Genomic DNA, 12252 nt, shown 5'->3' on the forward strand with positions numbered 1-12252 from the left:
AATTGGTCACTGACTTCCCACGGTTTGGTTCGGGCCATCTTGGTTTCTCCTTTGCTTGGGGGATTCGTGTTCCTTTCCTTGTTCTTGATTCTATCATCTCCTTCCACGTTTTCGGATAAGTTCTAAAGGGTGGCTCCTACTAAAAGTCCGAGAGTTCTATCCTCGGCCCATACTCAAGCGTATGAATTAAGAGAACAATAAAAATAATAGCAGTGTCATGTTTTTATAACATGCTTTCTATCAGGCCTGTTATAGTACAAAAAAAAGGGCGAAAGAGGCTCATTGATGCATACCAAAAGAACCCGAATCAATAGATTTTCGCAATTCATGCGCTCATTCCGAGTGATCCGGCTGCTCCTATGGACGCTCTGGGTAATTTATCGCGAGCGACGTCGAGTTGTCCGAGCCCGCGAACAAGGTAATTACGAGGTTCAACCAAATGTTGATGTATTGATTGAAGTATTAGTAGCATTCCGTCAGACAGCAATCAAGCTGGGCGTATTGATGATCAAACTCGGTCAATTCCTCAGTACGCGTGCCGATCTGCTGCCTGAACGTGCCCTGGCAGTGTTGACCTCCTTGCAAGATGAGGTGCCAGCAGAGCCTTTTGAGCACGTGGTGAGCGTGCTTGAACAAGAATATAAAAAGCCCATTATGGAGCTTTTTACGAGCATTGAGACTGACTGCACGGCGGCAGCTTCACTGGGACAGGTGCATAAAGCAGTGCTGGCTACCACCGGAGATACCGTCGCGGTCAAAGTTCAGCGACCAAATATTGATCAGCTTGTGCGAATGGACTTAAATAGTTTGAGATTTGTCATCTGGGTTATTACGAAATTTTTTCACTCCGATTTCATCGATATGTGGGGATTCTATCGCGAATTCCGCCGTACGGTAATCGAAGAGACGGATTTTGTTACCGAGGCAACCAACGCAAAACGCTTTCAGGAGATGTTTAAAGATAACCATGCTGTCTATATCCCCAAAGTCTATGAGGATTATATTACCCGCCGTGTACTGATTCTGGAGTGGATTGATGGTATCAAATTAAATGATTACGCGGCGCTTGATGCCGCCCATATGAACCGTTTAGAGATTGCCAATCGCACTGTCAGTGCCTATTTTTATCAATTCTTTGAAGCTGGCTTTTTCCATGCAGACCCTCATCCAGGGAACATCTTCGTGAAAAAAGATTCAAGCCCTGATAATCCTATTGTGACCTTTCTGGACTTTGGTATGGTTGGCTCAATCACCAGGGGCATGAAACGTTCCATGCGCGATATCTTCCTGGGCTTTATCACACGCGACGCTCATGCGATTGTTGTTGCGCTCACGCAATTAGGCTTTATTGGTGCGGGGGCCAATGCTGTCTCAATTGAGAAGGCAATTGTGCTGATTCTGGAACAATATCATGGGGTAACGCTGGGACAAATGCGCAATCTTGAGATGGGTGAGGTGACGCGAGATATTGTGAATCTGCTCTATGGACAACCCTTCCAGATTCCAGCCCAATTTGCCTTTACTGGCCGCGCGATTGGCACCCTGGTTGGCGTCGCGACCGGGCTGGCCCCTGATTTCAATTTCATTGAGGTTGCGATTCCTTATGCCCGTAACTTCCTGGGCATGGATACCAATTCAACCCGCGAAACAATCCAGGAGTTAACTACGAAATTACTTGAGAATGGGAAAGTTCTTTTGAGCTTACCACGCTCAGTAGAAAGTCTGATCACACGTATCGATGCGGGACAAATGGAAGTCAAACTTGCAAACCTTCCACAAATGAGAGGTCGCCGTGGGCGAAATGGTGGCAGTGGAGGAGTGCCAATTACGATTGGTGGTAATGGCCGTACCTCGCTGGTCTTGATGTTCCTGGCCTCAATGGGAGGGGGTATCTATCTTTCCAATATCCATCTCGCCGGTCCTGGCTGGTTCTGCCTGGGATTGGCTGGTATAACCGCCCTCGGAGCGCTTCTCAGACGCTAAAAGACACGTCTCCCCATAACATCTGGAAACTGGGGCTCGCTTGTAAGCTGACGCACACGAGCCTGCAACCGTTTTTAGTATGTCTTGCAGAAAAAAGTTCTGTGGAATTTTTTCTGCAAGACATACTAAAAACATTTTTAAGCACCTCAGGTGCAAAAACTCATACGCGAAGATCACGAAGGCCATGGGGATCTGGCACAATTGTCCAATGTTCATCATCTGGACTATGAGCTTTGCCTTCGCGTGCTAGTTTGAGGAGATGGGCTTTGACAGATTGTGCAGCCATAACATGCAAGCGAGGATCGATATCGGTGTAGATTTGCTGCACAATTGAGGAAAGATCATCTCCCTGGGGATGTGCCTGTAGGACGGCGATGATTTGTTGCTCACGTTGCTGACGGTGTTCGATATAGGTCCGCAGGCGCTGCTGAGGATCAGTGATGATGGGGCCGTGCGCGGGGACGATTTCTTTGATGGGTAATTGCTGGAAGCGCCGCAGCGAGTCAAGATAGTCCAGCATGTCTCCTTCGGGCGGTATGATGACGACAGTGCCACTGCCAGCAAGCAGGTCACCAGCAAAGAGGATGTGGCGTTGCTCAAGCCAGAAGCTGAGATGATCAAAACGATGGCCGGGCGTATGGATGGCGCGTAATTGGTCATTTCCGGCTGGAAAGATCGTGCCATCAGCGATCTCTCTGTCAGCGCAAGGGACTCCCTGTCGGCTAAAGGCAGAGATAGGCACAGCTAGCCTTTGTCGTAACTCCTCGGCACCGCCCAGATGATCAGGATGTCCATGCGTGATGAGGATATGCCGGATACCCCCACGTTGCTCGCCGGCGCGTATAATCGCAGCCAGATGCTCCTCTTGCTCATCCCCTGGATCAATTACTAGTGCCCCCGCTTCACCACCTCCCAGGACGATCGTGTTGGTGCCTGCGCCAGTCATTATCGAGGCATTGGGTGCCAGAATGAATGTATAAGCTGTTCCATTTTCAGACATATCTTTACTCCTTCTGAATGAGCAATCGAGTTCTTGCATCAAATCTCATACGACTTATGCCGATTCTTCTGGCAAGACAAAATTGGATCGTCTGACCATAAAAATCTCAAATCCAGCGGCGCTATCCCATAACAACATCACCGCCGCCGAGGGCCGGGGCTGCACCAACATCCTTAAACCTTCTGCCTATCCCTCTCTGCTTTACGGCAGAGAGATATCCACAAAAACGCTTCACACACCTGTATATTACAATAGCTAACAATTTACAGGAGTGCCAGGAAATACCAATCCCTCTTCTCTCTCCCCTGCCACAGGCGGTATAAAAAAGATATGGAAAGCTCTGAAGCTACCACCGTTTCTGTGTTACAAAGAAATGTTTTCTGTTATAATTTGGAAGAAATATTAGTCGGGCGAATACAAGATCGCCTTCAACATACGATAGAAATTGGTGTATTAATGTCTATTGAGATACAGACAGGAAGGCAACCCTCACCGCAATTGCGTGTCGGACTGATCGGCGATCCGGTAGGGCATTCCTTTTCACCACGTTTTCAACAGCCAGCCTTTGATGCATTAGGAATTCCGGCTCGCTACGAACTCTGGCACACACCGGCGAAACAACTCATTGAACGTATTCGCTCGCTCTGTGAGCCAGATTGCCTTGGCGCAAATGTGACAATTCCGCATAAAGAGGCTGTGTTACCATTGCTCGATAAGATTGATCCGCTGGCGACCCGTATCGGCGCGGTCAATACAATTGTCCATCACGATGATTATTTGTACGGATATAATACTGATGCCATGGGACTCCTGCACGCGTTACATGAGCAGGGATTGGGCACAAAAGAGCAGAACAAGATCTCACTGCGAGGCTATAATGCTCTTTTATTAGGCGCTGGTGGCGCGGCCCGCGCTGCCGCATTCGCACTGGTGGACGCCGGCGTTGAGCAACTTATCATCCTCAATCGCCATCTAGAACGTGCTCAACACCTTGCAACAGATATTCAACAACATTATGATCGCCCCGTCTTTAGCTTAAATGATCCCTCGTTCTTAATCCCACGCGCCTCATCACTCATTATCAATGCCACATCGGTGGGTCTGCACGAGGATATCAGCCCGTTGCCAGCCAAAATATTAGCCCATTATGATCCTGATACCTTTGTATATGATATGATTTATAATCCGACACAGACCTATCTTCTGTGTCAGGCACGCCTGATGAACTTCCGGACAGCTAACGGCCTTTCAATGCTGCTCCATCAGGGCGCGCAATCCTTTAGTCTGTGGACGAACCAACCCGCTCCAATCGAGATTATGCGTAGATCATTAATGTAGTTTGATCAAACAAGATTTCGGCATTTCTCCATACAGATGTGATAAAATGGGTACGCAAGAAGTATCCCCGCTATCTTTTGTGCTCACTATTTTTTAATGCCGTGTTGAATTTCATCGCTGCACCGGGAGTGTTGCATACAGAGTTGTTCGCAACCGTTCTACACGCAATGTACTTCTTGTTCATCCAATAGCTTGTATACGAGCACTATAGGAGAAAGGAAGAATCGTGCGTCTATTGACACTGTTCGTGCTGCCAAGCAGTTATGCTTTCTGCCGTCTCCATCCCGACGGACACATTCCACACTGGGCTTTGTTAGGCAATGAGTTTATCTCTTTAACACGTACCGATGAAGAACTTTCCGTTGTTTGTTTAGAAGAAAATGTACCGGAAGACGCACAAGCGGAACGTGGTTGGCGCTGCATTAAAGTCGAGGGACCATTTGATTTTTCTGTTTCAGGGGTACATGCCTCGCTGGCACTTCCATTAGCTGAAGCCAATATTAGCGTGATGGGCATCGCTACCTATCAGACCGACTATTTATTGATGAAAGAACAAGATCTCGAGCCAGCTATTGCAGTCCTGAGCAAGGCAGGTCATACGATACGCCGTAGCTAACCAGACTTCCCTGAACGCATTCAATTGCAAACATTTCCATACAAGGCAGATTTTGTAAGTTGAGGGTAGAGGCACACTATGTATGCCTCTACCCTCAACTTACCTCTGTCCCTAACAAAGCGTTTGTTTCCCATGCTCTCGACGGTCTCTGTGCATGAGTTTTCGCACCTGCGGTGCTCAAACATCTTTTTAGTGTGTGGTGCAGGAAAGGTGCACAGCACCTTTCCTGCACCACACACTAAAAAGGGCGCAGGCGCGCACGCGCCTGTCAGCAGGTGAGCAGCAAGATCCCGCTGGTGATGGGAATCAAACACTTTGTAAAAAGACCGAGCCGGAATATTGTAAGATAGATGTATCGCTTTCACAAAGGAGAGATATTCACGTGAAACTCGTTAGTTTTTTCAATCAAGCCGATACAAATATCCGACCCGGACTCGTACAACACGATACAGTTATTGACATTGGCCAGGCTGGCGCACTGCTATCACTTGCCATGCCAACTTCAATCCAGCAGATCATCGAAAACTATGCAACCATCAAGCTCCCCCTGCAAGACATTGCGACAGCCAGTGAACAGGGCAAGCTCGCCGCAGCCAGCTATCCTCTCAAGCAGGTTACTCTGGTTGCTCCTATCCCCCAACCTCGCAAAAACATTATGTGCCTGGCCGTCAACTATAGCGAACATGCACAAGAGACTGCAGCCCATCGCGAACATGGTGGAAAGCCACCCACACAGCCCATTATATTCACCAAAGCTCCTACCACGGTTAATGCACCCAATGGAAAAATTGTGATTGATCCCGCTGTGTCGAGCGAGATGGATTGGGAAGTGGAACTGGGTGTTATCATCGGCACGGCCGGGAAAAATATTCATGAGACTGACGCCATGCAACATGTCTTCGGCTATACCATCCTCAACGATGTCACGGCACGTGATCTACAATCTCGTCATAAACAGTTCTTCAAGGGAAAAAGTCTGGATGGTTCCTGTCCAATTGGACCCTGGATTGTGACTGCCGATGAGATCAGCGATCCACATCATTTATCACTGCAATTGCGCGTCAATGGGACAATCAAGCAGTCAGGGAACACCCGACAGATGATTTTCTCGATTCCCGATATGATCGCAGTTCTTTCACAGGGCATGACCCTGGAGGCTGGTGATATCATCGCAACTGGCACTCCAAGTGGGGTCGGTTTCACCCGTCAACCACCTGAGTTCCTCAAACCGGGCGATATCATGGAATCTGAGATCGAGCAGATTGGCACCTTGCGTAATCCTATTGTCGGTGTCTAAGACGAAATCACCGCACGAAAACGGGCCCGTGTATGCTTTGCAATTCATACATGGTGCCCGCTTTCGGTTAGATACTTTGTCGTGTCTGTCTTTTCGTTATAAGCCACCGGGAGGAGAGAACGCGCTCTCTGGCTATACCTGCACGCCCTCGCGTATCCAGGCAGGCAAGGGACCCCAGAGGTTGAGCGCCGTCGCTCGCGTATGCCAGAGGCGAGGAGGAGCTGTCACATCATGATCATAATATTGTTGGATGCCCGCTGATAGCTCAACATGAATACCATCTGGATCAGCAAAGCGCAGGAAGAGATCGCCGCTTGCTCCGTGGCGACCCGGTCCCCATACTAATGGTACCTGATGCTGGCTTAAATGGTCAGCCCAATGGAACAATTCAGGTCCATCGGCGATACCAAACCCGAGATGATCAATTCCGGCCTGACCTTGAATAAACATGATCGTATGATGATTCTGGTTGCAGCGCAGCCAGGCGCGCTCACGCAAAAGCCAATCAGAGATATCAAAGCCCAGGGCTTCAGTATAAAACTCGACCATAGCTTCCAGATGCGGCGTATACAGAGCAATATGTTGAAGTGTCTGAGGATGCCAGAGGGAGCGCCGTCCGCGCGGTGTTATCAGCAGATCATCAGCTCTGGCAGAAATCTCAATGCGATTGCCATCTGGATCATTAAACCAGAGCGTATCCCCCATATCAGGATCGCCATCGCGTGCTTCAAGCATGAGATCAATGCCCGCCATTTTGAGGCGAGCCGCCAGAGCAGCTAGCTCGGCATCCGAATCAACCTCAAAAGACAAGTGGTGGAGAGGAGACCGCTGCACTGGACGTCGTCCATTGGTTGCCACCAGACGCGTATCCTCAAACAAGCCTACACTATGAGACACTTCATCCAGGGCCAGGAATATATTAGCCTCATCATCATCCACATTCCCAACTGCCGCGCGCGCATCTAACCCAAGGACCTGATGGTAGAAATGTGCTTGCGCCGACACATCAGTCGTCCATAAACCAACATGTGCCAGGCGCTTAACCTTGACCTTCTGTATCTGCTGGTTGCTCATTGGAGCCTCCTCAATTACCTATCTGCTGCTATGTGCATGAAACCTGCCTGTTATCATACGTCTCTCGCACAATCAGGTCAACAAATCACCCGAAGGTCATAGAGCAGGTGCGCTTATTCAGGACGTATCATGTTTTGACGCCGCTCACGCTTTACAATATCCCTGCTAATCGTCAACGAAGCATGAGGTTTGGTATCCAAAAAATGCTTGATATTAGTAGATGACAAATCAATGGTTTCCAGGACACGTATTAAAGGTGTTGCGGGAACAGGCATCGGCGTTTCAGGAAAAGGAAATGTCGCCGGTATCTGCGTCTGTGGCACGAAAGATTGCTCTAACTCCTGCGTGGCGGACACCGCTCGAGTTGCGGTCTGAGATATATAGATGCTACGGGCGACCTGTCCCAGATGCGATACGGGAATACCGGCAAATGAGGTTGGCCCGGGCTGCAGGATATGCTGCCGCTCAACCTGCTCACGCTTACTATCAGACCAGAGATGCCTGATGATCACTGCCATCAAAGCAGCCAGGATCACAAGAAGCAAGATCGTCAACCAGTGATGCAGCACTATTCCTCCATCATACAGGGTAGCCAGAACAAACGCAGTCCCGATGATTAACAGGGCGAAACTGACCTGTATTATGCGCTGCAAGGATAGATATCGCGCGAAAAGTTGCCGACTATAGAGACGCCACACACCCAGTGTTGCGATCCATCTGCAGCTTTTCATAATGAAAAGCCGCCGTTGCTGTGCCGCCAGATTGGTATGGACACAACAGCGCATGTCAGTCGGCCAGATGGCCTTACTCGCACCAGACAACACCTGTTTACGCAGGACCTGTTGCATGCGAAGCTGTTTAGGATTTTGAATATCCCTACTCACCACCGTATACCTCGATAAAAAATGACTGAAGCATAATACTGTTCTCCCCCACAATCCTCAAACCCACAGAAACAGAAATCGTAGGTGCACTTCTACTATACCCCGTTCATACCAGTTTACCGCACTTTCTGGCTTCCGTATGGGATGAAGTTCCTACTTCCTTAGCACGATCACAATTTCAGCGCTTTAAACGCTCTCTTTTTGCGACTCGCAAGAAAGAAATCACCCATGTTATAGCACACAACGCACAACAAAAGATAGAAAGCAACGGTAAAGCACTCAATCAGATACGCTGTTTAACAATATGGTATCTATTATATACTAATAGCAAATTTAATAAAGCAAAAAGTATAAAAATACCATTAAGAAATCATAAATAGCCATGAAACACACAGAACAGTAAAAAAGCCACAAAAGAATAGAACAGCTAAAAACAGAGGATAGCTAGCGGAGAGAGCAAGACGTGGAGCATCCCATAGAGAGCTGCTTCCACGTAGCTATTGCAGTACAAAACGGTTATCCCAGATCATCAATGCTGTCGTCAACGTGTACAGTCCCATGGATTACGTTGTTATTCGGGGTATACGCAGGTGGGTCCCATTCAAAGGTCACCTTCTCGCGTCGAATAGGCATATTAGCCAGCAGCTTTTCAGCGCCACCTTCATGTGACAGATTCACCTGGACTTGATTTTCATCAATGGCAAGACGACGCGAGACAACCGAAAGAATTTCTTCTCGAATAATTTCAAGCAATTCTGGATTCAGTTTCAAACGATCATGTGCCAGTACGACCTTCAAACGCTCCTTGGCAACCTCGCCAGGAGTTGGTTTTTTCTTTCCGGCCATAAATTCAAAAACACCCATTAGAGCCCCCTCTTAGGAAGTTTGAGAGCGCACAGGCGGCTTCTCATTCAATGCAGAGCCAAATCCCATCAAGCGGCGTAATCGTTCGAGCAGGGAGGTAGATTCTACAACATCTTCGAGCGGTATATTTTCACCCAGGATTCGTTGAGATGCATGCATAAATCCGCGCCCCGAGCGCGTGCGCCGATCATAGACAGCGGGCTCGCCACGATTGGTGGCGACGATAATGGCTTCATCTTCAGGAATCACGCCCAGCAACTCGATTCCCAGTACCTCCAACACATCCGTGACATCCATCATATCACCACGCTTGACCATTTCGGGACGGAGACGATTAAGGATCAAACGTGGTTCCGGCTTGCCAGCAGCTTCAACCAATCCTATAATGCGATCCGCATCACGCACCGAAGCCATTTCTGGATTAGCCACAATCACAATTTCATTCGCTCCCACAATGGCATTGCGGAATCCTTGCTCAATACCAGCCGGTGAATCGATCAACACAAAATCGAATTCCTGCCGTAGCTGTTGACAAAGCTGCTCCATTTGTATACTATTGACGGCATTTTTATCTCGTGTCTGAGCTGCTGGTAACAAATAAAGCTCTGGCTGACGTTTATCCTTAATAAGCGCCTGGCGCAAGCGGCATTGTCCTTCAACGACATCAACCAGATCATAAACGATCCGATTCTCTAACCCCAGCACGGCATCAAGATTGCGCAAACCAATATCCCCATCTAGAACCACGACCTTCTTACCCTGCATTGCCAGCGCTGTGCCAAGGTTGGCGGTTGTTGTCGTCTTTCCCACACCACCCTTTCCTGACGTAATGGTGATTACCCGGCTATCCATGCTATACTCCCTCTGAAGATTTTTTCAGGCTGCTGTAGGAGAACATTCTGTTCCTGATCCATACAGTCTTCCAGTATATCACGAACGTTTCGTCGTAATAGATCTGCATTATCCAAGTTTACCAATGCAGGAACGCTCGTTATTTGCGGGGTGATCGCCCACTCACCCAGGTCTCAACAATAATTTGACCCTGGCGAATGGTAGCAACTTCGGGACGGGGTTGCGCTTCAAAACCTTCGGGAGGACGAGAGAGTAAATGTGCAATGCGCAACTGGACGGGTGCTAATTGTAACGAACAGACCATGGCATTATCATTATCTGGATATCCCGCATGGACCATACCCCGTAAGACACCCCAGACGATAATATCCCCACCGGCGACAATTTCGGCGCCAGGATTGACATCACCGAGCACCACAATATTGCTCTTGTGGTGGATGGCCTGCCCCGACCGAATGGTGCGACGCAGAAAGAGCGTATCTTCTGAATCTCTGACATCTCGCTGTGCTGGCCCGTTTTCGTTAGCCGGTGAGCCGCTCTCTACCATAACGCTCTCTGGCAACGCCAGGTTGATAGTTTTAGCCACACGACGCTTCTCAAGCGCGGACTCAACTGACGTGACAGACATATGATACTGTGTCAGCAAGTCTTCGAGTTGTCCGCGCTCATTGTTTAACAATGAACGACGCGTCGTATCCACCGTCAGCGAGGCTCCACGAAAAAAAGAAGGCGATTCCGCCAGACGGTCAGCTAATGCCGTCAATAATTCACTAAAGGCAGTTTCTGGTTCTAATGTGAGCAGTAATCCGTTGCGAGTCCCTTTAATAGCAATGTGTCCTGTCACAGACTGATGCTCCTCCCTATGCAGTCCGTCTGTATCTATATATGACCGTGCCGTCGACGCTTCTTTACCCGAATTATTTCCCATACCTTTTGTCCCCATATATTCCCGGAAGCTGGACGTATCTCTTGATACAGTAATAACGATGAATGTTGTACATATGTGTGCATAGATAAGTACCTAATATCATACAGTATAAACACATGACCTTCAAAACACAATAGGTCCTACTCCACAATAACCAGAACTTTTCATAACGGGAATAATAAACAATTACAGGAATACAAAGATCTAAAAATTCTAGAGAAAGTCTCTTGATTTATATAGCGATAGCCATCTACCATGCTGAGAAACTGCCTGGCCACCTGCGGTGGAGGGGGAGAAGAAGGAAGATGGGGACTGCTGTCTTCTTGCATCCTCGGCTGCTGATTGGGGAAGCTCTGACTTCGAACATGGATGACTTGCGGTTATCTCTGGATGTGCGTACAATGCCAGCGTAGTAACCGTTTCGTATTTACGTTGCCAGCCAATTATTATTCTATACATTTGACTGGCGATGTTTTCATAGTGGAGACTCGTAGTATGACTTCAACACAATTTCCTATGCAGGGCGAAATCGTGCTTACGCATGGAAAGACAACTATTGGCGTACGGCCAGATGGCAATCTGGTTTCTCATTTTCAGGTTGAGAACTGGCCCGTGTTGTATCGTGCCGTCACCGGTAATTTAAAGCGCTGGGGCATGCCATTGATGATTCCGAACTTTTCACAACTCAAAGGTGGGATATTTCAGGAAAAAGGAACAACCTTATCCTCTCACGGCTTCGGTCGCGATCTTCCCTGGTCTATCCTGCAACAGGATCAAGCCAGCATTACGCTTCAGCTCACCAGCAATGAACAGACACGTCCGCATTATCCTTATGAGTTTGTGTTTACCGCACACATCGAGGCTGGCGACGGAACACTGGCCTATACCCTGACCATCGAGAATCCTAACGATGTTACACTGCCGATTGCCCCTGGCTTTCATCCCTATTTTACGGTCGCGCAACAGGATAAAGCGGATATCACAGTTGAGGGATTACCAGAAGTAGATCCTAAAGCAATTCAATGGGACAGTCAGCCACCCAATAATCCATATTCCTTTCCCCATCGGGTGACGCTACAGATCCCACAGGGCGGCGTATTGACCATTGCGGAAGAACCATGGGAAGGGCAGTATTCGCTGGCAACTATGCAGGTCTGGAGCGAACCAGCCATTGCAGATGATCACAATTTTGTCTGCTTTGAGCCAGTCGTCACCAGCGAAGATGGACTCAATCGGCCCGCCGACCGCCTGAACATTCCCGCCCATAGTAGCCATCAGATCATTCTGCGCTTAAGCGCCAAACCATTTTAAAGCCCCTTTCGAACCTGCCCATAGTATGGAGACCGCATCTTCATGCTATGGGCGAGATGCTCATAATCGAAGAACGAGAATCATGAACAAAAACGTAGAGGCTGT

11 protein-coding genes are annotated in these 12252 nt (G+C 48.5%); 5 read left to right on the forward strand and 6 right to left on the reverse strand.

Annotation, left to right across the window (positions count from 1 at the left end; genetic code table 11):
• The first annotated feature begins 285 nt into the window (after nt 1-285).
• Nucleotides 286-1983, forward strand: a complete 1698-nt coding sequence (locus tag F1593_RS04905; RefSeq protein ID WP_149400435.1) for an ABC1 kinase family protein — start codon at nt 286-288, stop codon at nt 1981-1983.
• A gap of 160 nt (nt 1984-2143) precedes the next feature.
• On the opposite strand, the gene F1593_RS04910 is transcribed toward F1593_RS04905, so the two are convergent.
• Entirely contained in the window at nt 2144-2983 is an 840-nt protein-coding gene (locus F1593_RS04910; RefSeq protein WP_172631867.1) for an MBL fold metallo-hydrolase, read from the reverse strand.
• Between the two features lie 456 nt (nt 2984-3439).
• On the opposite strand from F1593_RS04910, the gene aroE reads away from it, so the two are divergent.
• The 3 genes from aroE (at nt 3440) to F1593_RS04925 (ending at nt 6234) form a co-directional block, all read left to right on the forward strand.
• Nucleotides 3440-4321, forward strand: coding sequence for a shikimate dehydrogenase (aroE, locus tag F1593_RS04915; protein ID WP_216368782.1), 882 nt, complete (start codon nt 3440-3442; stop codon nt 4319-4321).
• Nucleotides 4322-4547: 226 nt separating this feature from the next.
• Entirely contained in the window at nt 4548-4937 is a 390-nt protein-coding gene (locus F1593_RS04920) for an ACT domain-containing protein (RefSeq protein ID WP_235932489.1), read from the forward strand.
• A 382-nt stretch (nt 4938-5319) separates the two neighbouring features.
• Nucleotides 5320-6234 (forward strand): fumarylacetoacetate hydrolase family protein, encoded by a 915-nt coding sequence (locus tag F1593_RS04925; RefSeq protein WP_235932490.1) that lies wholly within the window; start codon nt 5320-5322, stop codon nt 6232-6234.
• Between the two features lie 132 nt (nt 6235-6366).
• Here the strand turns inward: F1593_RS04925 and F1593_RS04930 are convergent, their stop codons facing one another.
• The 5 genes from F1593_RS04930 to minC all read right to left on the reverse strand — a co-directional run bounded on the left by F1593_RS04930 (nt 6367) and on the right by minC (nt 10752).
• A complete protein-coding gene (locus tag F1593_RS04930) occupies nt 6367-7308 on the reverse strand; it encodes a VOC family protein (protein WP_149400437.1) in 942 nt (313 codons plus the stop codon).
• A 113-nt stretch (nt 7309-7421) separates the two neighbouring features.
• Nucleotides 7422-8192 carry a hypothetical protein gene (locus F1593_RS04935; RefSeq protein WP_149400438.1) on the reverse strand — a complete coding sequence of 257 codons (771 nt, stop codon included), beginning with the start codon at nt 8190-8192 and terminating at the stop codon, nt 7422-7424.
• Nucleotides 8193-8708: 516 nt separating this feature from the next.
• On the reverse strand, nt 8709-9056 hold the full coding sequence (minE, locus tag F1593_RS04940) for a cell division topological specificity factor MinE (protein ID WP_149400439.1): 348 nt from the start codon (nt 9054-9056) through the stop codon (nt 8709-8711).
• 12 nt (nt 9057-9068) lie between these two features.
• Entirely contained in the window at nt 9069-9908 is an 840-nt protein-coding gene (gene minD, locus F1593_RS04945; RefSeq protein ID WP_149400440.1) for a septum site-determining protein MinD, read from the reverse strand.
• Nucleotides 9909-10047: 139 nt separating this feature from the next.
• Nucleotides 10048-10752, reverse strand: coding sequence for a septum site-determining protein MinC (gene minC, locus F1593_RS04950; RefSeq protein WP_172631868.1), 705 nt, complete (start codon nt 10750-10752; stop codon nt 10048-10050).
• A 579-nt stretch (nt 10753-11331) separates the two neighbouring features.
• On the opposite strand from minC, the gene F1593_RS04955 reads away from it, so the two are divergent.
• Complete coding sequence (locus F1593_RS04955; RefSeq protein ID WP_172631869.1) at nt 11332-12147, forward strand: aldose epimerase family protein; 816 nt, start codon at nt 11332-11334, stop codon at nt 12145-12147.
• Nucleotides 12148-12252 lie beyond the last annotated feature (105 nt).

It is taken from the genome of Dictyobacter arantiisoli, assembly GCF_008326305.1.
Lineage (GTDB): Bacteria > Chloroflexota > Ktedonobacteria > Ktedonobacterales > Ktedonobacteraceae > Dictyobacter > Dictyobacter arantiisoli.

What these genes read in the sequence shown, in the direction of transcription:
- minE (WP_149400439.1), bottom strand. Translation starts at nt 9,056, where the DNA reads ATGGGTGTTTTTGAATTTATGGCCGGAAAGAAAAAACCAACTCCTGGC.
- F1593_RS04905 (WP_149400435.1), top strand. Translation starts at nt 286, where the DNA reads ATGCATACCAAAAGAACCCGAATCAATAGATTTTCGCAATTCATGCGC.
- F1593_RS04955 (WP_172631869.1), top strand. Translation starts at nt 11,332, where the DNA reads ATGACTTCAACACAATTTCCTATGCAGGGCGAAATCGTGCTTACGCAT.
- minD (WP_149400440.1), bottom strand. Translation starts at nt 9,908, where the DNA reads ATGGATAGCCGGGTAATCACCATTACGTCAGGAAAGGGTGGTGTGGGA.
- aroE (WP_216368782.1), top strand. Translation starts at nt 3,440, where the DNA reads ATGTCTATTGAGATACAGACAGGAAGGCAACCCTCACCGCAATTGCGT.
- F1593_RS04930 (WP_149400437.1), bottom strand. Translation starts at nt 7,308, where the DNA reads ATGAGCAACCAGCAGATACAGAAGGTCAAGGTTAAGCGCCTGGCACAT.
- F1593_RS04910 (WP_172631867.1), bottom strand. Translation starts at nt 2,983, where the DNA reads ATGTCTGAAAATGGAACAGCTTATACATTCATTCTGGCACCCAATGCC.